The sequence below is a fragment of the Pseudarthrobacter scleromae genome, assembly GCF_014644515.1.
GTDB classification, from domain to species: domain Bacteria; phylum Actinomycetota; class Actinomycetes; order Actinomycetales; family Micrococcaceae; genus Arthrobacter; species Arthrobacter scleromae.
Genome location: NZ_BMKV01000001.1, coordinates 253290 through 277830, shown reverse-complemented (window position 1 = coordinate 277830; position 24541 = coordinate 253290). Strand labels below are relative to the sequence as shown.

The following is a 24541-nucleotide window of genomic DNA, read 5'->3' as shown; positions in this document are numbered from 1 at the left end:
TATGCTGGGCATAGCAAGGCCAGCACAAGGGCTGAAGGCCGCAAATCCCTAAGTACGCGGCCACCCAGAATAGCCCAAGTACAACGAGTGACGCGAAAGCTCCACGACCTTAGCGGCGAGCTGCTGGGCGTACAAAATACGCCCAAGGCTCAGCGTCGAAGCCACCGGCAGCAGGTTTGCCGTGCCAACGAGCCCTTGGACCATAAGGACGTTAGCCATTGGTGTCACCGGAGAAAAGGATGCAACGTGTCCGGTGTAGCCAGCAGAAGGTATGCACCCAAGCCAAATCAATAAACGGGGGTGACGGCGGGAAGAACCTGCGGACCAAGAACGTCCGGTATCCTGTCTGGCCAGGCTCAGAGGGATGACGTAGCGGCTAACGAGGAAGAAGGCGACGACGCCGGCCCGCCCTAGATCGCAGTGACTTCCGTCCATTCATCATAGGGTTGCCACGAAGACGCAATGGCATGTCGTAGGACGACAAGGGCAGCAGCAATCCCGAACGGCCAGCAAGAAATTACTATCTTTGAGCCCTCACAGAAAGTCGGCCCGGCAGCTTTCATCGACACGACTGCACTCAATTGTTTCCATACATTCGACGCGTACCATTGGCGACACAGACGTCCGAAACTTGGGGCAAGTAAGAACTGAGCGGTGGCGACGCGTGACAGGTTGCGATGTGCGCATTGTGCAGGTTTAACTGGGCCTCGAACGCACTGACTGCGGCCCCAGATTAAGCATGGGCCTGCGGCCTCTATGCCGCCTCAGACTAAGCGAGGTTTGGCAGCTCAACCCTTCTTCCATTCCAGCTACGGGATCTGGTCATACATCTCGCGGAAGTCAACAGCAACCTGTTGTGCATACTGCTGGGTGGGGTGGATGAAGTCCCTTTTGATCGGGGTAGTTCCGGAGAACGATGGACATTTTCCGGATACACAGAACCAGTGCAGAGTATCGAGATAGGTGGCTCCGTCAAGCTTGGACTCGACTTCGCGGACCTGCTGCCATGTGCCCGGTATGTCGCTCACGCAACTACTCGGTGTGCTGACCTTGGAAGCACAGTCTGCCAACTGCTTGCCCTCAGGAGGCGGGGCCACAAAAACAACCCGCTTTGTTGAACCTGAAACCTTGCTAATGAAGGACTGAGCTGCAGCGCGCCATTCTTCTTGCATGGCTTCACCTGCAGCTCTGGAGGTGAGCTTCTTCGAGTTTGCCCACGCATAGTTCTCAATGACCAACACGGCTTCCGGCCGACGCTCTTGAATGTAACGCACAGCTTCCGCCCGAACGTTCAAGCAGTTGTCTCTGACAGCTTCCGACTCAAACTCGACCTCAAGGTCAATGACGGCGCATGCGGCTAAGGTCAAGCCGCGCACATAGTAGTCGCTTTCTAGCGCCTCCCGCACTGTCGGCATGAGCGTAGTTCCAAGGGAATCGCCGAAAACGACCACTTCCGGATTGGAGGGATTACCAAATCCACATGACATCGGGTCAAACACGTCCGCAGCCCCACAGCCCAAAGTCGCCTCCATGGGCATACCCTCCGCCATCACATTGTCTACGCTCGGGGAAAGCTTCGGCCATGCTGCGGTAGCTAAAGCAGCCGACAGCCCGCCGAGAATCTTTGACCGTGGAGTGTCAGCAACCGGGGCAGCCGGAGCAGACGTCCCGGCTCCAGTGGAAGCCAAACGCTCATTGTAAGCAGCAGCCTCCTCGGCGCTCGGCGACGATGTGGGACGCACGAGTACTATGGCGACAACCACGGCTGTGGTCACCGTTAGCGCCAGCAGCCCTCCGTTTTGGAAGACGCTTGCATGCGCGGTTCTCCACTTCTGCCAGGCACGCCGTCCTTCCGTTTTCGAATCGTGCTTGACCAAGATGGGCGCCTTGTTGAAGGGCTTCTCCACGAGGTGGTAGGAAGCGACTGACAGGGCCAGCGTCAAGCCCAGCGCGATAAACGTGTAGGCGATGCCGCCCTCTGGATAGAAAACGCCGAGGAAAATGATGACGGGAAAGTGCCAAAGGTACAAGCTGTAGGAGACATCGCCGAGATACCTGGACACCGGATTGGTGAGCAGATAGTTGTGCTTTGCTTCCGCTCCGATACCCGCAGCAATCACGGCCGCCGTTGCGGCCACGGGAAACACCCCACCGGGCGCCGGAAAACCGGGGCCGGATGTTACGAAAAAGATTGAAGCCAGCATCCCGGCTGTACCCAGCCATGCCAAGAGGGTACGGGCAGCGGCAGGTATGCCTACGAATGCTCCTGCGAAGAGTGCGAGCAGCGCTCCAACGCCCAGTTCCCAGGTTCTAGTTAGGGACGAGAAATAGGCAACTGTCGGGGCGGACGAGCTTTGTTCTAGAGCCCACGCAAACGAAGCGATGATGGCGACTGCCATCGCCAGTCCAGAGATCCGGACGGCGCGAGGGGCGGATACTTTCCAAAGCTTTGTGACCAGAAGAAGGATGCCTAGCATCAGCCATGGCCAAACGAAATAAAATTGTTCCTCGACGGCTAGCGACCAGAAGTGCTGCAACGGAGAGGGGCTGCCGCCGGCGGCGAAATAGTCAGTTCCCGTGGCAGCGTATCTCCAGTTGCCGACGAAAAAGAACGATGCAATCGAGTCCCATAGGACTGACTCGAAGTTGCTCGCCGTATACAAGAGCTTGGCTGTCAGGACAGTTGCGGCCAGAACCAGCAGGGAAACAGGGATTATGCGCCTTATGCGTCGAGTATAAAATCCCGTGAAAGAGATGTGCCCCGTTCGGGTGAACTCCTTGGCCAAGATGCCGGTGATCAAGAACCCGGAGATGACAAAGAAGATGTCCACTCCTACAAATCCACCGCTAGGCCAATGCAGCAAGTGATCAAAGATGACGGCGGTTACTGCAAGTGCTCGCAGCCCCTGGATGTCGCCGCGGAGCTTGGACGAAGGCTTGACCCCGCCCGAAGCTTTTCTCCTGATTTTGAGCATGGACATAGCTATATTTCCCCCACAAATAGAACTGAGACTTCGGCTATTCTACCGGGCGTGGATGTGTCAATAAGACCGTTTATGTATGCCTCGGACGTGATAACTCGGTAGGTCCCGAGGGTTTTCGTTGAGCCGCTATACACCGAAATTCACGATACTTACCTGCAGAAATTTCCGCTACTAGTCGGTCGTAAGTGCACTCGGCATTACTACTAGACCTGCCGGCCGAAGCGCCTACCGATACCCGTCCACAATCGCGGCTGCTATCTGCTTATATGCACGACGCGTCTCGGGCTTTAGCACATCCAAGGTCACAAGGTCGCCATCAGCAACCCCGCGGTCGTGCGGAACGGCAATTAGCTCGCGGCAGATGCCAGCCAAGTGTTCTTCAATCGCGTCCTTGTCCACGCGCGACGATACCTCGTCCTTGTCCGTGATCACCACAATCGCGTTTCGAGCCAAATCTTCGTACCCGTGGCTGGCGAGCCATTGCAGGGTGCTGCGGGCGCGTTTGGCCCCGCTCACTGCATATCCTGCGGCGATGACCAAGTTGTCCGTGGACTGCAGGATGCCGCTCATGGCGTTGTGGGTAACTCCGGTGCCGCAGTCGGTCAGGGCCACGGAGTAGTAGGCGGAGATCAGCTTCCGGATTCGCAGGTACTCCTCGGCGGTGAGCGAGTCCGAGACCTCCGGGTCCTGCTCCCCTGCAATCAGATGAAGCCGGCCGGCGTGGTGCATATATCTGGACAAGGAGGTCAGCGAATCTATGGACTCGACCTTCTCCAGCAGGTCTGATATGGTGCGCGGGCTGGACTGCTGGTAGATGCCCTCCCCCAGGGCACGCTCCACTAGGTCCCCGGAGTCAGGGTTCGCGTCGATAGCGCAGGGAGCATCCCCGCGGTATTCGGCGAGGGTCAGACCCACGCCCACGGTTGTCGAGGTTTTGCCGATGCCACCCTTGAGACTCAGAACAGCAGTGTTGTAACTGCCATGCAGCTGCCGCGAAATACGGCGACCCAGCTCCTCTTCTTGGCGCTGTTTCTGCCCCGGGCCCAGATTCCAGGCACCGCCGGTCATGTTGTAGAGCGCGCCACGGATGCCGCCGACAGGCCGGGGTTTCTGTTCCTTCACGAACGATCCAGGGGAGCTGATGAAGTCGGGCATGGGGCTTTCAGCGATGTTGTCAGCAACTGTGGGGCGGGCCCGGCGGAAGGCGGGAGTTTCAGTAGGAGCGGCCGACGGCGTCGGCGGGGCTTCCGCAGCAGCTGCGCCAGGGACAATGGTGATAGTCCTCGCCGCGGACTGCTGTGCGGATGCAGGCGCACGGGTGGGTGCCGGGACCTGCGATGCCGGCTTGGCTGCATCAGCCGCCGCGGCCGCCTCCGCCCAAGAGGACCGTCGCGTGAGAGGTGCGCCTGATTCCGGTTGGCTGGAAAGGTCGGGCGTTACGGCTGGCATGATTCCTGTCCGGGCATCCGCCAGCCCGCCGTCGGCGCGACGAAATTCACGGCGACGGCGCCGCTGCGGCTGCCCTGCATCCTCTGCGTGGGAGCGCGCGTTCTGATCCGCCGGATCTGGCATAAGTGTCCCCCCAGGACGTTCGGCAAAACTATCGAGCAGCACTATTTCAAACAGTAAGTCTAGGGGCTTTGGCAGCTACGGCAGATCAGATGCGGGCGAGGGCGGCCGCGACCACTGCGGCCGTGAGGACCAGGAGAACGCACAGCACGGCATAGCCGTGCCATCTGGGGCGTTCCTTGTGCGGGTTGATATCTACGTACGGCATAGCTAACGGCGGGCACCTCGGGATGGGGCGGGAGCAGTGATCCGGATGGCACGGCGCTTGAGCCGAAGCATCTGGTACAGAACAGTAAAAGGGATCAGCAGGGTGGCCAGCAGCAGGCAGAGCGCCAGTACAAAATCGGATAAAGCCACAACAGACCTCCGTCGGTGAGCAGTGATCCGCATGTCAGATCCCTTCGGACGCTACTCGCCAGTCACAGCTTTGACAAGTTCCGTCAAGGCTCTCAGTTGAGGGCGCTTTCTGGATGCACGAAAAACATCGAGCATTCTCCGCGCCAATACAAGGAAGTAAGGGTACTGAGCACTTCACTTGCAGAAAAGGCCAAACGGTTCAAGTCACGCCGCGTATGACGCCTGCAATGTCCGGCTTGGAATGCGGCGTTGACGTACTTCAAGGTTTGGAAGCTAAGGCCTAACATTCGTGCGAGGCGCCATTAAGGAATGGAACGCTCATGTGAAGCCGGACCACAGCGAAGGCTTTGTCATGATGCTCTAATGGTCAACAGCGCCACCGGGAGGGGGCAATGGCCAGCGAGGTGAGGCCACCTAGGTAAGAAGCCCCACCTGTTCGATTCGCACCTCGCGCCACATCCCTAGTGTGGAGACGAGTGTGCGAGACCATATTATCTTGATCATCTCGGGACGCCTTATGACAGCGTCCGACATCCCGCGCGTCGATAGCCATAAGCTCATTTGGCGGGCAGCCTAAGGCGTCTAGCCTCGCCTACGACATCACCCGGCAGCGCGTCACCTACACCCCGGATCTCTCCGGCCGTGCCGAGGACCAATTCCAGCGAAACTCGACACGTTAAGGGCGCCCTCCGGGTCTAAACAACCCCGGCGATGCGGCGGGATCCTTCTCGCCGAAGACGATCTGGTCAAAGGAACCATCTTGTCTGATGGCACTATTGCGACCGCCCGCTGCAATACTGTCCCCAGCAGATCTGTTTAAAGGACTAGTGCTACTCGAGTAGTAAGAATACGTGTAGGCGTCCGGGTCTTTGGCGGGCAGACGATTCAGAACCACGCCCAGCAGATCAGCCTCAACCATACTCAGGGACGACAGCGACTTCTCAAGGTCAGTGATCTTTACAATCTGGCTACCGACAACGAGCACGACGCCCCCCACCCGCTGTGCCAAGACCGCGGCATCGGTGACGGGCAGCAACGGCGGTGCGTCAATCACAACGGCGTCAAAGTCAGCCTCGAGAGTTTTGATTAGCCCCGACATTGCAGAGGATCCGAGAAGCTCGCTGGGATTAGGCGGAATCATCCCTGAGGTCAATACACACAAGTCGTCTGTTCCCCATGGCTGCAACAAGTCGTCCAGGCTCCCGTGCCCCACAAGGTAGGTAGTAAGGCCCGCACTCCCGTCAAGGCCTAGGTATTCGCCAACCATTGGCCGCCGCAAATCCGCATCAACCAATGCCACCCGTTGACCTGTTTGAGCAAGGGATATGGCCATGTTGACGGCTGTTGTGCTCTTACCCTCACCCGGCAGGGAAGACGTAACAACTACGGACTTTGAGCTGTGACTGACATGGGCAAACTGCAGATTCGTCCGTATCTGCCTGAAGGATTCTGCGCGGGGACTCTGCGTCGGTACTTGGGTAAGGAGCGGCTTCTTCACAGCATCGGCATCGAATGCGATGCCACCCAGAACGCTGGCTTCAGTCACCTTCCTCAGGTCCAGTTCTCCGCGGATCCTGGTGTCTATAGCAGACCGCAACAAAGCAGAACTGATTCCGACACCCGCTCCGATCAGCAGGCCAGCTGCAAGATAGAGGCTTGTGTTCGGAGAAGCAGGTGTCGAAGGAGCCGCTGCAGGAGTGATGACCGACAACCGTACAGGCGATATTCCATCCCTGGATGGGTTCTCAAGCTGGTCCACAGCTGAAATTAAGCTATCCGCAACTGCCTCGGCAACAGCCGCAGCCCTTACCGGAGAAGAATCTGTGACGGCAATATTTAGGAGGACAGTAGACCCTTCAACGCTTGCTTCAATTTTGCTCGCAAGTGCTGAGGGACTGAGCTCAAGGCCCAAAGAATCGATGACAGGTTGAAGAACTACAGGTGTCTTAGCGGTTTCGACGTAGGAGGCGACCCTAGCTTGGCTGAACGTGTTCCCTTGCTGAAGCTCGAGTACGCTACCCGAATTTTGTGTTGCCACGAACAACTGGGTGCGTGCGGTGTAGCTGGGCGTCGTGGCCATCGCTGCGGCGCCCGCTACAAGTAGACCCAACAAAGTTGAAGCTGCTATGACAACCCAGTTGCGGCGCACTACCCGCAAGTAGTCGATGATCTCCAAATTTGAACCTCTCAGATTCATGCCTCTGCATGGATAGACAACGCCGCGGAGGCAGGCCACCTTCTTAGTGCAGCCATGAGTCCCCCGAACTAGGATATCCGTATTGCATTCGGCCGTAGTTATTTAGACCTGAGCCTTTGAACACATGGCCCGGTAACAGTCGCCGACGATACGAACCTTATCCCTTGTTCTTGGTTTCTACTTGGGCAGCTAAGTTTGGCTGTTCGCACCCAACCGCCGATGAGCAATCCGTCATATTGTCAGTGAAAACCTGCGCGAGGACCGCTGCATCTTGAAGGGCTAGCAAGGGCAGATGACATCGGATGACTCGCAAAAGCGATAGGCACTTCTACAAGTGCTATACGGTAGAACCGCCCCACACATGGTGCACACACCTGATGGTGGGAAATATTTGAAGGGGAGTAGTGCAACGCTCTCGGATTGTTCGGATCCTCGGCTTTGTGGTCGTGCCAATGTTGAGCATCGCCAGTCCCTTGCTCGCGATTCCTGCTATAACTTCGCAGTTTGGTGCTGCAGGATGGTCCGCTGTAGCTGTTGGTCAATCCGTGGGCGCTTCTGTCGCTGTCATTCTCGAACTTGGATGGGGACTCACTGGGCCACAGCGAGTTGCCCGGCAGAGTCGAAGGAACCGACAACAAACCCTAGCGATGTCAATATGTACGAAGCTCGCTGTCCTTGCTCCCCTGGTTGCTCTTGCAAGTAGTGTCAGCTTCGGACTGTCCCATACGTTCCGATGGGAGGCGGCAGCCGTCGCCGCAGGCGCAACTGCTTACGGTTTAAACAGCAGCTGGTATTTCATCGGCATCGGTTCATCTGTGAAGTTACTACTTTGCGATGCGGTACCCAGACTTCTTTTCGTGAGTCTGTCCGCGTTCCTAATATTCGTGGGAGGGGAGCTCGCACTGTATCCCCTTGTTGGGATACTTTTGCCGATAGTCGTCAGTGCGTTCCTAGTAATTCGAACCGAAGAGCTCCAAGTGAGCCATCTTCGTGGCATGACATCCCGCCGCCTAACTCGAGTCCTAACTTCTCAGGGCACGGCGCTGGGAGGGCGCGCCCTGAGTGCCATTTATATGTCACTCCCTATCGCTCTGGTTAGCCTTGTAGCCCCGGGAGCAGTCGCCGTTTTTTCTGCAATCGAACGATTGCAGCGAATTTACCTGCAAGTGCTAGCCGCAGCACCCAATATTATGCAGAAGTGGGTAGGACAGTCAGTTGGCAACCGCAGAAAATCACGCCGAGCAAAAAAGAGTGTGTTCTACAGCGCCACTCTGGGGGTAGTGGCAGGATTGGGCTTTACGGTCGCCGCTCCGACCATGGCGGACGTCATCTTCGCCTCCACTGTCACGATTCCCCTCGAGTACGCCGCCCTCTCAGGAGTATTGATTTTCGTCGTGTCGGTGTCACGAGCCAGCGGGTCGATCGCGCTCGTGGCGTTTGGCCGGATTCATACCGTTTTTGTCAGCGCAGTGGCTGGCGTCTCTGTAGGAGTACCCAGCATTCTTTTAGGCGCCAGACTGCTAGGGCCTCCAGGTGCGCTTATCGGCGAAGTCCTAGCCGAAGTCGTAGTGCTAACGATCCAACTGCGCCAGATGCGGAAAATCATATGATCGGACGCATATCCCGGGGTTTGAAGACTTCACTACTTATGAGAGCGAGCTAGATAAATTTGACCGGTTTGATAGTCCACGAATGGATCGCCCGCTCTGGCGGGTCAGAAAACGTACTCCAAGCAATGTCTGATACCTTCCCAGGGTCGGATATTTTTTGCCTTTGGAACGATGCCCCGCACCGTTTTGAGCATCGGAGCGTGACAGAGTCCGTTCTAGCACGCACCCCCCTTCGTAAGAACAAAGCCGCGGCTCTCCCCTTCATGCCCAGGGTATGGAGCGGCATCTCCCTGGATACGTATGATTGGACGCTGGTTAGTTCACACTTGTTCGCCCATCATGTGGGAAGTAAAGCAAACCGTAACGACGGCAAGATATTTGCCTATATCCACACGCCCGCGCGTTATATCTGGACACCAGAGTTGGATAAACGAGGGCAAAGTATGGCAACTCGGCTCGTATCCCCCTTCTTTAAACGACTCGACCAGAGAAAAGCTGCCGAAGGTACAACCTTCGCCGCTAACAGCGTCTTCATCCGTGAGCGGATTCAGGCCACATGGCAACAAGAGGCTGTAGTGATATATCCACCAGTTGCGGTTCGCCGGCTGCAGTCTGAGGAATCGTGGAAGAATGTGCTCAGTGATTCGGATTCTGAGATATTCGCACGGTTACCCCGTGAATATGTGCTCGGCGCCTCCCGCTTTGTTTCCTATAAGCAGTTGGAGAATGTAATTAGTGCCGGCGAGTCAACGGGTATTCCGGTTGTCCTGGCTGGGGCCGGCCCCGAGGAAGAATTCCTGCGTGAGGTGGCCGCCCGCGCCTCAGTGCCAGTCCACTTTGTTCTCTCTCCCACTGATGCTCTGCTATACGCCCTTATCCAGAACGCACAGGTATTTGTCTTCCCACCAATCGAAGACTTTGGCATCATGCCAGTTGAAGCGATGGCACTTGGGACACCTGTGATAGTTAATTCTGTCGGTGGCGCCGCTGAGAGCGTAAACGCACTCGATGGCGGAACCGCGGTGGAGAGCTTCCAAGGAGCTGAAATTGCCGCAGCTGTAGGCACTGCCATCGCCAAGAACATGACACAGGCGAAACAGAAAGCTGAAATGTTTTCCGAGGAATCGTTCAGTAGGAATCTCCGGAAATGGATGTTTGCATGAAACAAGCCCTGCTGCCACCTTGCACTCGACTGCTACTCACCCTCGCCAGTGGGAGGGACCGAACCATTCTCGATATCTCGTCTACATTCCTTCAGGCGTCTAATGGATAGCGCCGAAGAGATACGTCAACTGCCGCTGGCCATTAGCTCACCGGTTCTGGGGGTGTCAATAGTCAATTACTTCTCGCACGCCAGCGTGGAACTTCTACTAGAGTCGCTGTCTGATTTTGCCCGCGATGCAACGGTTCAGGTGGTTATCGTCGATAACAGCCAGGACCCTGAACGCCGTGAGTGCCAGCGGCTGAACGAGATTGCCTCTCGCTATGCTAACAATCGCCTGCGGATAGAGGTTCTTGCAGCCAAAAGTAACTTGGGCTATGGCGCTGGCAACAACCTGGGGGTCGCGCGGCTGATAGAGACGGGATCTACATTTCTCTGGGTGCTAAACCCGGACACAACCGTGAGCGGTTCCGCAAAAGCATTAATGGCAGAAGCAAGCAAAAGCCCTCAGGCGTTATGGTCCACGGTCACCCAAGAAAACGGGGTCACATCAAATGGACTGGGACTGCTAAGTACGCTAACGGGTCAGGCTACCGCTAGTTCACGTCGCGAAGTCGAAGTTAGTCGCTACAGCCTGCACTACCCTGGCGGTCACTCGATAATTTTCTCTCTAGATGCTTGGCGACAACTCAACGGATTTGATGAGGACTATTTCCTTTTCATGGAAGAAGCTGACCTGACACTCCGATCTTGGCAAATAGGCATTGCCATTGGAACTCTAAAAAGCGTCATCGTTCTCCATGACCAGGGCCTTACCACTGGGAGTTCGACTGACGTCAGATCGAAATCGCTCTTGGCCTTTACCGAGGCTACGAAGAGCCGAATGGTTTTTTTCAGGAAGAGATATCCTTTTCGTATTCCCGTCATAGTCCTCATTCGCTCGGGCTACATTGCGCGAGTTCTCACCAAGGGAAATGCTGCCGGGGCTAAAGCTATTGCTAAGGGTATCCTTCTCGGCCTGTCGAAGAAGCTTACGAGCGGAGTTTAAGGTGTCTGAAAAGAACTTATGTATTCTAATTCTTAATTGGAACTGTTTAGAAGATTCTCTCCGCGCGGTTAGCCTGCTGGCCAAAAGCCCATGGCAGATCTGCGTAGTTGATAATGGCTCTGCGGATCCGGCGGAGGCGAGCGTGATTCGCGCACGTTATCCAGCGATACACACGATAAGCACAGGTGTAAATCTTGGTTATGCAGGCGGCATGAATACTGGCATGCGGTGGGCTTTTGCGGAGCGATTTACGCACTGTCTATTGCTCAACCCGGACACTACCCCGACTGTTCAGGTCGTCGAGGAAATGTTGAAACTGGCGGACGACGGCGCAGTTGTCGGAACCGCGCAGGTCACAGAAAACGGCCAACCCTACATCTCAGCCGCTACCCTCCGAGGTAGAAAAGTTGTGCCATTCCAATGCGCGACTTCATGCGGGATTGGACATGAAGTGGATATCGTCTCGGGGGCAGGCATAATGGTTGAATTGGGAGCCGCGAACAGCGTTGGCTTCATGGATGAACGCTTTTTCCACTATAAAGAGGAATTTGATTTTTGCTTCCGCATCTTACGCCTCGGGCGGAAGCTTCAATATAGCTGCGGCTCTGCCCTTATACACCGCCGCGGCGGCTCGCTATCGGGGTCGTCGCCGGCAGCAATGTATTACTCCTATCGTAATGAGATTCTTTTCTTGAAGAAGCACTTTGGAACGTGGGCATGGATTTCTAGCCTTGGCCTGTTTCGAAACGCCGTTATGTCCGGCATCAAGTCTCCCCGCACTACCCACGCCATCGTCCGTGGACTTGTGCACGGCGCCAGGGGTGTTACCGGGCCCCTAGCTGACCTGAGGATAGGAGGGCTGGCCAAATGAAGATCTTGTTTGCTTCCCACAGTTCCGCGCTGGCCGGTGCAGAGCAAAGCCTTCTACACCTCGTGGGTGCCGCCGCAGAGCGGGGCCATACAGGAACCGTTGCCCTGCCTGAACCTGGTCCACTGGCAGCCCGGCTTGAAGCGCTTTCGGGTTCTTTCGAAACTGTCATTATGCCGAGTCGACTTTGGATGGGCAGGCGATATTCGTTCTTGGTGGGTTTGGTGCGGCTGGTGCAGGCCGTATCGGACTTACCACGCTACGCGTCGCATATCCGTTCCTCCGGGTACGACGTAGTGGTTGTGAACAGCAGTGTTTCGCCAGTCCCCTTGGTCGCAGCTAAGCTTGCAGGGGTGCCCGTCTTGCAAGTGGTACGGGAAAGTCTGATATCCAACCCCATGCTTAGGTCGGCTCTACCCAAGAGCATCATTAGACGATCGCTCTCTAGGTGGTCTACGTCTGTCATTTGTATATCGCAGTACGTCGCGGCCCAATTCTCGTACCCTAACCGGATTATTTACCCCCAGGTGGGACGAGAATTTTTTGCAACTCCCGCTTTACAGGAGCGGCCAGCGCAGGTCCAGCCGCGTGCAATCATGTGCGGCACAATCAGCCCCGAAAAGGGGCAGATTGATGCCGTGCGGGCAATTCACGTGGCACGTTCGCTGGGTACTGAACTGCGTTTAGATATATACGGACATGGCAAGCCGGGGGATGTCGAAGAGTTGAAGCGGCTTGTAGACGACCTGGACCTCAATGACATAGTCGCGATCAAGGGGACTACATCGGAAATCAAAGGCGCCTATGAATCTGCTGACATCGCAATCGTATGTTCTCGGAATGAAGGCTTTGGCAAGGTAACGGCCGAAGCAATATTGATGGGACGTCCGGTGGTGGCCTACGGCCTGGGTGGCACGGCCGAAATTTTGGCATTTGGCGGAGGTCTTACGACCGCAGCTTCGCCACACGATCTCGGTGCTGCGTTGCACAGAGTATTCACAGAAGGCTCCTTACTGCAAAAGCTAGGCGCCGAGGCGCGCGAAAGCGGCATTCGCAACGAGTTGGCCGAAAGTGCTCAGCGAGTGCTCGAGTGCGTCGAGGATTTGCAGGCGACATAGCCTTCAGGTTGTAGAACGGGCGTCGGAGCTCGAAGCGAAGAGTAGTTCGCTCTTGAGCATGCCCGTCCGAAACCAGCAGGAGTTACGTGCCCCAGACGTCGTTGTCAGCACAAAGGGCAACAGCAAGTATGATCTGAGAGCACGAACTTAAGGTGGGGGAAATTGGGGCGTTTAGTGAGCAAAGCCTCTTGGCGTCGCAAGTATGCGATTCGTCTGAAATTTTTGGACGCTGGTGTCATCCTGTGGGCTGTGGCAGGTGCCTATGGAGTCCGATTCGGGTTTTCCGACGAAGGTACCGTGGGATCCAGCGAGATTGACTATGCGGCATTGTCAATCGTTCTCGTCATCGCATGGTGGCTCATGCTTGACTTCTGGGGCTCCCGAGAACCTCGGGTGCTTGGCTCCGGATCGGAAGAATACAAGCGCGTTCTCTCTAGCTCTCTATGGCTATTCGGCCTAGTTGCAATTGTTTCCTATGCGTTGCGCATTGACACAGCCCGTGGTTTCGTCGGCTTGGCTTTTCCAGCTGGTGTTCTGGGCTTGCTAGCCAGCCGCTGGCTCGTCCGTCAGCACCTGAGCATTGAGCGCAAACATGGTAAGAGCAGCTCGCGAGTCATGATAATCGGCGGTCCATATTCCGCTGCACACCTTGTTGCATCCTTACAGAGCGTCCCCAGCGCAGGCTACACCCCTGTCGCTGCTCAACTTCCTGGAGCGACGCAGCCCGTTCGGTCATTCTCCGCCCTGAACGTCCCAGTTGCAGGCGTTAGTACAGACTTCGACGCAATTCTTGGCGCTATTCTCGATTCGAATGTTGACGCCGTCGCTATTTCGGCGGGTGTAAACCTACATCCAAAGGATTTGCGAAAACTTGGCTGGGAGCTCGCGGCAAGAGACATTGGAATGATACTGGCACCGGCTTTGACCGACATCGCCGGTCCTAGGATCCACACGCAGCCCGTCGCTGGCTTACCTTTGATTCACGTCTCCACCCCAAAGTTAACAGGCGGAAAAAAGGTAGCGAAACGCGCTTTCGACATTGCTGTAGCCGGACTTCTTGTCCTCGCTCTCGCGCCCTTGTTTTTGATCCTGGCGCTACTGGTCCGCATGACGGATTCAGGACCCGTCTTCTACCGGCAAGAGCGCATCGGTCTTCGTGGCACAACCTTCTCCATGCTCAAATTCCGCTCCATGAAGGTAAATGCCGACGCAGAGCTGCAGTCTCTTTTGGCAGCCCAAGGGTCTGAAGACACTCCACTATTCAAGGTGGAAAACGACCCTCGGATCACACCACTTGGCCGAATTCTTCGCAAGTACTCCCTTGATGAGCTTCCGCAACTGCTCAACGTATTGGGCGGGAGCATGAGTCTGGTTGGTCCACGTCCTCAACGTGAGGGCGAAGTAGCTCTATACGATGACGCAGCGCATCGACGTTTGTACGTAAGTCCAGGGATGAGCGGGCTATGGCAGGTCAGCGGCCGCTCTAACCTCAGCTGGGAAGAAAGCATAAGACTTGATCTTTACTACGTAGAGAACTGGTCATTGATGGGCGACATCGTAATTCTCTGTAAGACATTCAAAGCAGTATTTGCGAGCACGGGCGCAGTTTGATCTGTTTCCAATTGGCTAGCAACTGCAAGGAAAACCTAGCATTGGGGAAGGCACAATAATGCGCATCACGGTAATAGGCTGCGGCTACCTTGGGGCGGTTCATGCCGCCTGCATGGCAAAACTTGGTCATGACGTCACAGGCATTGACGTAGACGAAGCAAAAATCGCCGCGCTTTCTGCAGCAAGGGCCCCGTTCTATGAGCCCGGGTTGGAAGAGTTGCTCGACGACGTTCAGGCGACAGGCCGGCTCTCGTTCACCTCGGACATGTCGGCCGCTGCGGGCAGCGCAGTTCACTTTGTCTGCGTCGGAACTCCCCAGAAAAAGGGCGAAAATGCCGCAGATCTGACATATGTCGATGCTGCCGTAACAGCGTTGCTGCCGTATCTCTCGTCGGGGGACCTAGTGGTGGGCAAGTCGACGGTTCCAGTTGGAACTGCTGGACGCCTTGCCCAACTCGTTCAGGCACAAAACCCTTCTGTGCACCTGGTTTGGAATCCTGAGTTCCTGAGGGAAGGGCATGCAGTTGCCGATACGCTACAGCCCGATCGATTTGTATACGGTGTTACTGACGGTTCCGAAGATCACCCAGCCGTAGCAGTCCTCGATGCTGTTTATTCGACGCCTTTGGCATCGGGAACACCTCGGCTGGTCACAGATCATCCCACAGCTGAGCTCGTAAAGACGGCAGCAAATTCCTTCCTCGCTACCAAGATATCTTTCATAAACGCAATGGCTGAGCTATGCGAGGCCGCCGGGGCAGATGTCACGAGGTTGGCAGATGCTATCGGCATGGACGACAGGATCGGAAGGAAGTTCCTCAACGCGGGAATTGGATTTGGTGGGGGTTGCTTGCCCAAGGACATCCGCGCGTTCATGGCGCGCGCTGGCGAACTCGGTGCCGACCAGGCTCTTACCTTCCTACGTGAAGTTGATGCGATAAACATGCGTCGGCGCACTCGAGTTGTGGAACTTACCCGCGAATTGTGCGATGGTTCGTTACTCGGACAGCGCATAACCGTGTTGGGCGCAGCATTCAAACCGGAGAGCGACGATGTTCGTGATTCGCCAGCGCTTAGCATTGCCGCGCAATTACAGTTGCAGGGCGCCGTCGTTACCGTCACTGATCCTAAGGCCCTGTCGAACGCGGCTCGCCGTTTTCCTGAGTTGCACTATGAACCTGACACGGACAAGGCAGTTGAGAATGCCGACGCCCTCCTAGTGCTCACAGAGTGGCAAGAATATGTTCAGCTCGACCCTTACGCGCTTTCCGGTTTGGTTGCTTCGACGCGCGTCCTTGACGGCCGAAACATCCTCGACCCAGGAAAGTGGCGTTCTGCTGGATGGAGCTATCGAGGTATGGGGCGCCCCTGACCATGGTGAAAAGGGGTAGTGCTCTCGGCGAACCAAGCTCCCGGCAGATACTGGAGCAGGAAGACCGCAACAGAAACCGGCGCCGCTGGAAGAGTGCTCGCGCCGTAATGGCGATGTTAGCTGTGCTTGCGGTTTTGACCCTGGGGACACTTTGGCTTGGCGCGAGGGCCTTGACGATAAAAACAGAATTAACAGCAGCGGAAGCTTTGGTGGGGCCACTGAAAGAGAGCCTCAGCAAGAATGACGTCGCAGGAGCGGCCGATGCCGTGCACGACATCAGGACGCGCACTCAGGCTGCAAAAGAAGCTGCCAACGACCCTCTTTGGTCCCTCGCAGTCTCCCTCCCCTGGGCCGGACGAAACTTCAGCGCCATAGCTGAGATCTCACGCTCTGCTGATGACGTTGCAGACCTCGGGCTGGCGCCGTTGCTCGGTGCTTTCGGTTCATTGGACTGGAATGCCCTAGTCCCGGGGAAGACTGGAACTGACCTAGCAGCTCTCGAAGCAGCAGCACCCAGCGTCAGTTCAGCAGCCTACGCAGTGCGGGCTTCTTCCGAGCGCCTCAGTCAGATAGATGCAAAGCAATTGCTGCCTGAGGTTGCGGAGCCATTGACACGAGCGCGCCTGCAACTGACGGAAGTAACAGGGACGTTAGATGGGGCAGCTAGCGCGGCGCAAGTCCTCCCAGCAATGCTTGGTTCCGAAGGTCCGCGTAATTACCTCCTGATAATTCAGAACAATGCGGAATCTCGATCATCTGGAGGTATTCCAGGGGCGCTCGCAATACTCACGCTTGATGAGGGAAAATTGTCGCTTAGCGGCCAGAGCAGCGCTTCTAGCATCGGGGTAATGAACCCGGTCGTGCCCACGGATCCGCAACAAGTACAAATATTTTCGGGGCGGCTCGGAAAGTTCATGCAGGATGTGAACCTCACTCCGGACTTTCCGACTGCAGCGAGTACGGCTCAAAAAATGTGGGAGCGCAAGACGGGCCAGCGAGTTGATGGGGTAATTTCAGTCGATCCCATCGTGCTGGGTTACGTACTGCAGTCCACGGGACCAGTTTCACTTAACCAACCTGACATACTTTCGATCGCCGGCTCGAGCCTCCCGCTTGAACTCACTGGCGCTAACGTCGTACAGACCCTTCTCTCAGACGTCTACGCCGCTGTGGACGAGCCCGAACTGCAAGATTCTTACTTTGCGTCGGTGGCTCAAGAGGTCTTCTCTGCAATCTCCCTGGGCAAGGGAGACTCGACTGGGCTACTTGCAGCCATTTCGCGAGGCGCCGAAGAAAACCGAGTGCTTGTCTGGTCAGCTCTACAGGAGGAGCAAGCCGTCATCGCCCGGTACGCAGTGAGCGGATCAGTTACAGGGCCAAGCATCTCGCCTGCCCAATTCGGCGTGTACTTCAATGACGGTACTGGAGCGAAGATGGACTACTACGTTAAGCGCACTGTGCAACTAATCAAAGAATGCCCAATGGACGGCTACGAGCAGACGACAGTCCGCGTGACCAGCACAAACTCTGCGCCTACTGACGCAGCTACGTCCTTACCCCCATATGTCACCGGCGATGGAATTTTCGGAGTGCCACCGGGGTCCGTGCAAACGAACATCGTTGCCTACGGCCCGGTACAAGCGAATGTCGAGATGGCGAAGCTTAACGGGCAGAAGACCGAGTTTGCGCCTCATCTCCACAGCAGCAGGCCGGTCGGCGTTCTCGCCATTCGGCTCGCCCCGGGAGAGAGCAAAACTGTGGAGTTCACGTTTGGAAAAATCGTGCAGCATGCCGAGCCGGAGTTGGTTGTCACGCCTACGGTTCAGGATGTCAAGGACGTGACACTGCCCACAGAAATTGCAACCTGCCTCTAGAAAACGAAAATGGCTCGTTAACACTATGTAAACCGACTGGATTGACATTGCTCACAAACAGGAGCAGATGGTAGCGTCTCTCTTGGGATCATTATCCGTAGTTCCGCATAGGTCTCGTGTGGAGAGGAAAAATTTCCTCAAAATCGGGTACACCAAAAACTTAACGTCTCCGGGGGGACACTCATGAAGAAAACACTCGCAGCACTCGCACTCGCTGGCTCACTCGCCCTTATTGGCTCACCGGCTGTAGCAGCCGAATACCCTGCACTTCCGCCGCAGGCAGCTGTTTCTGACGGCGTTGTTGGCCCGGGCGAAAGCTTCGTCTTCCGCGGCCAGGGCTTCCTTGCCGGCGAACCGCTCATCATCCGCGTGACGCCCGGCCAGCCGCCGGCAGCAGGCGGCGCCAACATCGCCGGCGGCACGTCCTTCTCCGCCAAGATCCCTGTCTTCCTGGCACCGCAGGAACTCAACGCATCCGCCGACGCCCAGGGTGCCTTCTCGCTCCCGATCTCCATCAGCGAAGCAGGCACCTACAGCCTGACCGCTGAAGGCACTCAGTCTGGCGTCGTCGTCGGCCCCGTTACTGTCACCGTGGCAGCTTCCCTGGCCAACACCGGCGGCAACGCTGGCGGTGCTCCGCTCGCCAACACGGGTGCAGGCCTTGCAAACACCGGTGCGGACTCCGGCCTGGTCCTGTGGACCCTGGTGGGCGCAGGCGCACTGGCAGCCGGCGCAACCTCAGTAGTGGTTGTTCGCCGCCGCGCCAAGGCTGAGGTAGCTGCATAACAGCACCACCCAAGTACCACCGAAGAAGGTAGGTGTACTCCGGCAACGGAGTACACCTACCTTCTTCGCTTAACGTCCCGACGGGTCGAGGCAGCAAATGTGAGGCTGGGCTGTGGTATCAATATGAGCTATGGGGAGACATTGGCGGAAAGCACCAAGGGAATACGACTTCTGGATTCCCCTCCCCAGCCCACAGGTGCTCCCCTACCTTCTTCTGACGCTGCTGGCGGTTGCCGCCCTGGGTACCGCAGCGTTAGCCCTTCTGCGGACCTCCTGAAGGCCACATGAAACAGCTCGCAAACTACCGGCTGTGGCGCCTTGTCCTCATCGTCATGCTGGTCCCCCTTGCATTGATCGCCTTCTGGCCAAGCCCAGTGGACCAGCCGGTTCAGGGCCAGCTCGCTGCCGTCCTGAATTTCCTTCACCGGCAGGGAATTCCTGCTTGGGTCAATTACAAATTTGTGGAATCGTCCGCCAATGTGGCACTCTTTGTCCCCGTTGGCGCAGTAAGCTCGTTGGCTTTTCCCAGCTGGCGCTGGTGGCGAATCGGCGCATTCGGATTCCTTATTTCCTGCTGCATGGAACTGGGCCAGCTGCTGTTTCTTCACGACCGTTTTCCGAGCCCGCTTGACCTTGTGACAAACACGTCAGGCGCTGTCTTGGGTGCTCTCTTGGCAGCAGCACTCCTAGAATGGCGGGCTCGCGACGTATCTGTTGCGAGCCCGCAGAGCCCCGGAAACATCGTCTAGCGGATCTACTGACCCTGTTCTTTGTACTTGGCTTCGGTCTGGACCTTTTGCGGGCGCCACCAGTCTTCGTTCTCGCGGTACCAGGCGATGGTGTCCTCGATACCAGCGTCGAAATTGGAGAACTTCGGTTCCCAGCCGAGCTCGTCGCGGAGCTTGGTGAAGTCAATGGCGTAGCGCAGGTCGTGGCCCGGGCGGTCCACCACATGGTCATACGCGTCCGGGGCCTGGCCCATGTGCTTCAGGATCAGTTCAACAACGTCCTTGTTGTTCTTCTCCCCGTCGGCACCGATCAGATAGGTCTCGCCGATTCTTCCCTTGGCGATGATGGCCAGCACGGCAGAGGAGTGGTCATTGGCGTGGATCCAGTCGCGAACGTTCTCGCCCTTGCCGTAAAGCTTGGGCCGGATCCCGTCGATCACGTTGGTGATCTGGCGCGGGATGAACTTCTCCACATGCTGGTACGGGCCGTAATTGTTGGAGCAGTTGCTGATGGTCGCCTGCAGCCCGAAAGAACGGACCCAGGCGCGGACCAGCAGATCAGAGCCGGCCTTCGTGGAGGAATACGGGCTGGACGGGTTGTAAGGGGTCTGCTCGGTGAACCGCTCCGGGTCATCCAGTTCCAGATCGCCGTACACCTCATCGGTGGAGATGTGGTGGAAACGCTTGTTGTGCTTCCGCGCGGCCTCGATCAGCGTGTACGTGCCAATGATGTTGGTATCCAGGAACGGGCGCGGATCATGCAGCGAGTTGTCGTTGTGTGACTCTGCCGCGTAATGGACCACAACGTCTGTCTGGGCCACCAAGCGGTCCACCAGCTCCGCATCAGCGATATCGCCGCGGACAAACTCAAAGCGGTCGTCCGGCAGTCCTTTCAAAGATTCCAGGTTCCCTGCGTATGTCAGCTTGTCCAGAACGGTGACTTGATCATCCGTATTGTCCAAAGCGTAGTGGACAAAATTAGAGCCAATGAACCCGGCACCGCCGGTTACAAGAAGTTTTTGCATTGATACATCGTTCCATGCCCACTCGATTTGGCTGAATTTGTAACACCCCGGAAAATAACCGTATGCGCGGAATAATCCTCGCCGGGGGAACCGGTTCACGTCTTCATCCAATTACGCTTGGCATCAGTAAGCAGCTAGTGCCCGTCTACGACAAGCCCATGATCTACTACCCGCTCTCCACTCTCATGCTGGCCGGGATCCGGGACATCTTGATTATCACTACGCCGCATGACGCCGACCAATTCCAGCGGCTCCTAGGCGATGGCAGCAGGTTCGGCATCAATCTCACCTACACGCAGCAACCGTCACCGGACGGCTTGGCCCAGGCGTTTATCCTTGGGGCGGACCACATCGGAGACGGGCCAGTTGCGCTGGTTCTTGGCGACAACATCTTCTATGGGCAAGGCATGGGCAAACAGCTGCGACGCTTCGAAAACATCGATGGAGGAGCTGTGTTTGGTTACCGGGTGGCAGACCCCTCCGCGTACGGTGTGGTGGAATTCGATGAGAATGGAACGGCGATCTCACTGGAGGAGAAACCAGCAAGACCCAAAAGCCACTACGCCGTTCCCGGCCTGTATTTCTACGACAATGATGTGGTTCAAATCGCACGGGACCTCAAGCCCTCGCCGAGGGGTGAGCTCGAAATTACTGACGTCAATCGCGTTTACCTGGAGCGGGGAAAACTTCAGGTCGAGATTCTGCCGCGCGGCACCGCATGGCTGGATACAGGGACATTCAACGACCTCAATGATGCTGCAGAGTTTGTGAGGACCGTGCAGCACCGCCAGGGTTTGTCCATTGGATGCCCGGAGGAAATTGCCTGGCGCCTCGGCTTCCTGACGGACGAGGAACTTCAGGAGCGGGCAGAACCGCTGGCAAAGAGCGGGTACGGCAAATATCTTTTGGAATTAGTCTCCGAGGATGCCTTAGCCGACGATCTCCAGCTGGTTGGCCGCTAATCAGCGCTTCAGCCTTAACCAATAACGGGCCCCGCATTGATGGCGGGGCCCGTAATTCCTTAGTAGTAGCGTCGTCTAGTTGACGAAGCCCTTCATCCAGGTCTTCAGGTCCTCACCGAACTCCACCCGCTCTGACGCGAGGGTGATGACGGCCTTGAGGTAGCTGAGCTTGTCCCCGGTGTCGAAGCGGCGGCCCTTGAACACCACACCGTACACACCGGAACCTTCACCCTCCCCGGCAGCCAGGGTCTGCAGCGCATCCGTCAGCTGGATCTCATTGCCGCGTCCCGGCTCGGTCTCCTCCAGGATCCCGAACACGGCCGGGTGCAGCACGTACCGGCCGATCACAGCCAGGTTGGACGGCGCATCCCCCACCGCAGGCTTCTCCACCAGGCTGTTCACCCGGACATAATCCTCACCCTCCACAGCGGTGATGTCAGCGCAGCCGTACGCACTGATCTGCGCCGGATCCACCTCAATCAGGGCGATCACCGAACCGCCGGTCTTCTGCTGCACCTCCATCATGGTGGTCAGCAGATCCTCGGCCTCATCAATGAGGTCATCACCCAGCAGCACAGCAAACGGCTCATCACCCACGTGCTGGGCCGCGCACAGCACCGCGTGGCCCAGGCCCTTGGCCTCGCCCTGGCGGACATAGTGGATGGGACCCAGCTCCGAGGCGTACTGCACGGACTCCAGCTTGTCCTTGTCCCCCTTGAGCTCCAGCGCCCGCTCCAGACCCGGCTCGCGGTCAAAGTGGTCCTCCAGGGAACGCTTGTTCCGCCCCGTAATCATCAGCAGGTCCGTCAGGCCGGACTTCACCGCTTCCTCCACCACATACTGGATGGCCGGCCGGTCTACCACCGGCAACATTTCCTTCGGCATTGCCTTGGTGGCGGGCAGGAAGCGAGTCCCCAATCCGGCAGCAGGAATGACGGCTTTGGTTATTGCTTTCCCCGTTGTCATAGCTGAACCTTACAAATCAGCGGCAGGCAAAGGCAATTTTCGTCCCGGAAAGTCAGCGCGTGGAACAGCGGGACCTTCAGCCCTAGAAGCCGGCCGCCGTTGGGCGGATCCTCGAAGAAGACCCACCGGGTCCACCGCTCCATCCCCTGCCGTCCTTCCCCGAGCGACCTCTCCCTATGCCATGAACTCCCACCGGACTCTGCCAGCCCACGGCGCCACCGCCACGGAAGCGCCAGTCCCGTCGCGGCGCCGTCGGGCCGTTGGCTGGAAGACAGCCCTCGCGCTGGTGGCCGCCTTCGTCCTGCTCCTGCCGGTGGTGCTGCTGCCCCTGACCACGGGGGTTCCCGCCCTGGCCTGGCTGCCCCTGCTGCTGGTGGCGCTGGCTGCGGTGGCCTGGCTGGTGGTCCGCCGCCGGCAGCCCTACGCCCAGCCGGCCGGCCTGGGGGTCCTGGTGCTCATCGCCGCCGCTTCCGTCCTCGCCTCGCAGGTATTCACGACGACGGCGCCCATCACCGGCGCGGACGGCCGCCCCCTGCCCGGCAGCATCGCGAGCGTCGAAAAAGTGGAGCTGAACGGCAGCGAGCAGTGGATCATGGTGCGGGGCAGCGACACCTCCAACCCCGTGCTGCTCAACCTGGGCATGGGCGGCCCGGGCGGTGGCGGGTTCTTCAACTCCATGGAGTTCCGGCCGCTCGAGGAGCACTTCACGGTGGTGAGCTGGGACGAGCCGGGCACCGGGAAATCCTACGGCGCCGTGCCCTACAGCGAGCTGGACAAGGAACGATACGTGGCTGATGCCGTGGCCCTCACCAACCTGCTCCGGGAACGGTTCGGGCAGCAGAAAGTCTTCATCTACGGGGTGTCCTGGTCCAGCATCATCGGCATCTGGCTGGTCCAGGAACACCCGGAGCTGTACCACGCGTTCGTCAGCAGCGGACAGATGGTGAACACCACCCAGAACGACCGCATGGGCTACGAGCTGGCCCTGCAGCATCTTGAAGAGCAGGGCGACACCGGGCGGGCGGAGGAGCTGCGCCGCAACGGCCCGCCGCCCTACCGCGGGGACAACGTGGTGGCCCCCTATGTCGACTTCCTGGACGTGCTCAATGAAATCATGGACACCCCGCGGTTCACGGTCATTGTGCCCCTCATCCCGTTCTTCGTCCCCGAATACGGCTACATCGACAAGATCAACCACACACGGGGGCTGATCGAAACGTTCAACGTGGTGTACCCGCAGCTGGAAGGCCTGGACTTCAAGGAACAGGCAGCGGAACTGCAGGTGCCGGTGTACTTCTTCGTGGGCCGGCACGACGTCAACGCCATGGCCTCCCTGGTGGAGGAGTACTACAACGCCCTGACGGCCCCGGACAAGAAACTGGTCTGGCTTGAGGGCGGGCACGGCCTGGGCAGCGCCGACAACCAGAGCGTGTTTATGGACGAGATGGTCAACCACATCCGCCCGTTGTCCGGGGCTGGCTGATGACCCCGTCTCCCGCTGGTCCCCTGCCACTCATCAAACGGCATCCCGTGGCAGCCATCGTGGCCATCGGCGTCACGCTGTCCTGGGCCGCCCAGATCCTGTCCCTCCTGCTGCTGGGCAACATCCTGCCCGGAATCCTCGCCGAATTGCTGATACTGCTGGGCACGGCCATCCTGGTCACCTGCGCCGCGGACGGCCGGCCAGCGGTCCGTGAGCTTTTCCGCCGGGCGTTCCGCTGGCGGGTGAGCGCACCCTGGTACGTGGTGGCGGTTCTGGCCCTTCCCGTGCTGACGGCCCTCATCGCTGCGCTCACGGGCACGTTCCACGTGCCGGCTGACGGCTGGGCGCCCCTGGCAGGGAACTACCTGCTGAACACCGTGGTCATCGGCGCCCTGCTGGCCAACATCTGGGAGGAGCTCGCCTGGACCGGCGTGGTGCAGCACCGGCTCATGGACCGGCACGGACCTGTCATGGCCGCCCTGCTGACCGCCATCCCGTTCGCACTCATCCACCTGCCCTTCGCCTTCGCCGAGAAGGGCTTCGCCGGCACGCCCTGGACCGACGTTGCCGTCTCCTGGGCGGTCCTGTTCCTTTTCGCCCCGTTCTTCCGCCTGCTGATGGGAATCGCGTACTTAAGGACGGGCTACTCCCTGCTGATCGTGGGGCTGCTGCATGCGTCCTTCAACGCCTCCGCATCCACGAAGCTTGACGTGTTCGACGGCGAGTGGCAGCAGATTGCCGCGGTTATCGTCCTGCTGGGGATTGTTGCCGCGGCTGCCGCGTCCCGCGCGGTCCGCTCCAGGCCTGCGCCTGCCTGAGGG

The 24541-nt window shown here is 57.9% G+C and carries 18 protein-coding genes; 13 read left to right on the top strand and 5 right to left on the bottom strand.

Annotated features, from left to right (window positions below; all coding sequences use genetic code 11):
* Positions 1-809: 809 nt before the first annotated feature.
* The 3 genes from IEX33_RS01285 to IEX33_RS01275 form a co-directional block, all read right to left on the bottom strand.
* Positions 810-2981, bottom strand: coding sequence for an acyltransferase family protein (locus tag IEX33_RS01285; protein ID WP_188727094.1), 2172 nt, complete (start codon positions 2979-2981; stop codon positions 810-812).
* A 228-nt stretch (positions 2982-3209) separates the two neighbouring features.
* Positions 3210-4433 (bottom strand): MinD/ParA family ATP-binding protein, encoded by a 1224-nt coding sequence (locus tag IEX33_RS01280; RefSeq protein ID WP_229675178.1) that lies wholly within the window; start codon positions 4431-4433, stop codon positions 3210-3212.
* Between the two features lie 1153 nt (positions 4434-5586).
* On the bottom strand, positions 5587-7086 hold the full coding sequence (locus tag IEX33_RS01275) for a polysaccharide biosynthesis tyrosine autokinase (RefSeq protein ID WP_188727090.1): 1500 nt from the start codon (positions 7084-7086) through the stop codon (positions 5587-5589).
* Between the two features lie 878 nt (positions 7087-7964).
* Here IEX33_RS01275 and IEX33_RS01270 point away from each other — a divergent pair.
* The 10 genes from IEX33_RS01270 to IEX33_RS01225 all read left to right on the top strand — a co-directional run bounded on the left by IEX33_RS01270 (position 7965) and on the right by IEX33_RS01225 (position 19305).
* Entirely contained in the window at positions 7965-8717 is a 753-nt protein-coding gene (locus IEX33_RS01270) for a hypothetical protein (RefSeq protein ID WP_188727088.1), read from the top strand.
* Positions 8718-8842: 125 nt separating this feature from the next.
* Entirely contained in the window at positions 8843-9880 is a 1038-nt protein-coding gene (locus IEX33_RS01265; protein ID WP_188727085.1) for a glycosyltransferase, read from the top strand.
* A gap of 102 nt (positions 9881-9982) precedes the next feature.
* Complete coding sequence (locus IEX33_RS01260; protein WP_188727083.1) at positions 9983-10927, top strand: glycosyltransferase family 2 protein; 945 nt, start codon at positions 9983-9985, stop codon at positions 10925-10927.
* 1 nt (position 10928) lies between these two features.
* Positions 10929-11798: a glycosyltransferase family 2 protein gene (locus tag IEX33_RS01255; protein WP_188727082.1), complete on the top strand. Its 870-nt coding sequence runs from the start codon at positions 10929-10931 to the stop codon at positions 11796-11798.
* Positions 11795-12913, top strand: coding sequence for a glycosyltransferase family 4 protein (locus IEX33_RS19460; protein WP_188727080.1), 1119 nt, complete (start codon positions 11795-11797; stop codon positions 12911-12913). Before IEX33_RS01255 ends, IEX33_RS19460 begins: the two co-directional genes overlap by 4 nt.
* 174 nt (positions 12914-13087) lie before the next feature.
* Entirely contained in the window at positions 13088-14524 is a 1437-nt protein-coding gene (locus IEX33_RS01245; RefSeq protein ID WP_229675176.1) for a sugar transferase, read from the top strand.
* Between the two features lie 58 nt (positions 14525-14582).
* Positions 14583-15896, top strand: coding sequence for a UDP-glucose dehydrogenase family protein (locus tag IEX33_RS01240; RefSeq protein ID WP_188727079.1), 1314 nt, complete (start codon positions 14583-14585; stop codon positions 15894-15896).
* A gap of 107 nt (positions 15897-16003) precedes the next feature.
* Positions 16004-17770, top strand: a complete 1767-nt coding sequence (locus tag IEX33_RS01235) for a DUF4012 domain-containing protein (RefSeq protein ID WP_229675175.1) — start codon at positions 16004-16006, stop codon at positions 17768-17770.
* 183 nt (positions 17771-17953) lie between these two features.
* Complete coding sequence (locus IEX33_RS01230) at positions 17954-18556, top strand: LPXTG cell wall anchor domain-containing protein (RefSeq protein ID WP_188727077.1); 603 nt, start codon at positions 17954-17956, stop codon at positions 18554-18556.
* A gap of 284 nt (positions 18557-18840) precedes the next feature.
* Positions 18841-19305, top strand: a complete 465-nt coding sequence (locus tag IEX33_RS01225; protein WP_188727075.1) for a VanZ family protein — start codon at positions 18841-18843, stop codon at positions 19303-19305.
* A gap of 5 nt (positions 19306-19310) precedes the next feature.
* Here the strand turns inward: IEX33_RS01225 and rfbB are convergent, their stop codons facing one another.
* Complete coding sequence (gene rfbB, locus IEX33_RS01220) at positions 19311-20309, bottom strand: dTDP-glucose 4,6-dehydratase (RefSeq protein WP_188727073.1); 999 nt, start codon at positions 20307-20309, stop codon at positions 19311-19313.
* A gap of 62 nt (positions 20310-20371) precedes the next feature.
* On the opposite strand from rfbB, the gene rfbA reads away from it, so the two are divergent.
* Positions 20372-21271 carry a glucose-1-phosphate thymidylyltransferase RfbA gene (gene rfbA / locus IEX33_RS01215; RefSeq protein ID WP_188727071.1) on the top strand — a complete coding sequence of 300 codons (900 nt, stop codon included), beginning with the start codon at positions 20372-20374 and terminating at the stop codon, positions 21269-21271.
* A 75-nt stretch (positions 21272-21346) separates the two neighbouring features.
* Here rfbA and galU read toward each other — a convergent pair whose 3' ends face one another.
* The gene (gene galU / locus IEX33_RS01210; RefSeq protein ID WP_188727069.1) at positions 21347-22237 is read right to left on the bottom strand and encodes a UTP--glucose-1-phosphate uridylyltransferase GalU; all 891 of its coding nucleotides are present in this window, start codon (positions 22235-22237) and stop codon (positions 21347-21349) included.
* 181 nt (positions 22238-22418) lie between these two features.
* Between galU and IEX33_RS01205 the strand changes: the two genes are divergently transcribed.
* Both IEX33_RS01205 and IEX33_RS01200 read left to right on the top strand, forming a co-directional pair.
* Complete coding sequence (locus tag IEX33_RS01205; protein ID WP_229675174.1) at positions 22419-23720, top strand: alpha/beta fold hydrolase; 1302 nt, start codon at positions 22419-22421, stop codon at positions 23718-23720.
* Positions 23720-24538: a CPBP family intramembrane glutamic endopeptidase gene (locus IEX33_RS01200; RefSeq protein ID WP_188727067.1), complete on the top strand. Its 819-nt coding sequence runs from the start codon at positions 23720-23722 to the stop codon at positions 24536-24538. The genes IEX33_RS01205 and IEX33_RS01200 overlap by 1 nt, the downstream gene beginning before the upstream one ends.
* Positions 24539-24541: the final 3 nt, after the last annotated feature.

Excerpts from the sequence above, each read along its gene's own strand:
- IEX33_RS01285 (WP_188727094.1), bottom strand. The coding sequence starts at position 2,981 with ATGTCCATGCTCAAAATCAGGAGAAAAGCTTCGGGCGGGGTCAAGCCT.
- IEX33_RS01280 (WP_229675178.1), bottom strand. The coding sequence starts at position 4,433 with ATGCCAGCCGTAACGCCCGACCTTTCCAGCCAACCGGAATCAGGCGCA.
- IEX33_RS01265 (WP_188727085.1), top strand. The coding sequence starts at position 8,843 with ATGTCTGATACCTTCCCAGGGTCGGATATTTTTTGCCTTTGGAACGAT.
- IEX33_RS01260 (WP_188727083.1), top strand. The coding sequence starts at position 9,983 with ATGGATAGCGCCGAAGAGATACGTCAACTGCCGCTGGCCATTAGCTCA.
- IEX33_RS19460 (WP_188727080.1), top strand. The coding sequence starts at position 11,795 with ATGAAGATCTTGTTTGCTTCCCACAGTTCCGCGCTGGCCGGTGCAGAG.
- IEX33_RS01240 (WP_188727079.1), top strand. The coding sequence starts at position 14,583 with ATGCGCATCACGGTAATAGGCTGCGGCTACCTTGGGGCGGTTCATGCC.
- IEX33_RS01235 (WP_229675175.1), top strand. The coding sequence starts at position 16,004 with ATGGCGATGTTAGCTGTGCTTGCGGTTTTGACCCTGGGGACACTTTGG.
- IEX33_RS01230 (WP_188727077.1), top strand. The coding sequence starts at position 17,954 with ATGAAGAAAACACTCGCAGCACTCGCACTCGCTGGCTCACTCGCCCTT.
- IEX33_RS01225 (WP_188727075.1), top strand. The coding sequence starts at position 18,841 with ATGAAACAGCTCGCAAACTACCGGCTGTGGCGCCTTGTCCTCATCGTC.
- rfbB (WP_188727073.1), bottom strand. The coding sequence starts at position 20,309 with ATGCAAAAACTTCTTGTAACCGGCGGTGCCGGGTTCATTGGCTCTAAT.
- rfbA (WP_188727071.1), top strand. The coding sequence starts at position 20,372 with ATGCGCGGAATAATCCTCGCCGGGGGAACCGGTTCACGTCTTCATCCA.
- galU (WP_188727069.1), bottom strand. The coding sequence starts at position 22,237 with ATGACAACGGGGAAAGCAATAACCAAAGCCGTCATTCCTGCTGCCGGA.
- IEX33_RS01205 (WP_229675174.1), top strand. The coding sequence starts at position 22,419 with ATGAACTCCCACCGGACTCTGCCAGCCCACGGCGCCACCGCCACGGAA.
- IEX33_RS01200 (WP_188727067.1), top strand. The coding sequence starts at position 23,720 with ATGACCCCGTCTCCCGCTGGTCCCCTGCCACTCATCAAACGGCATCCC.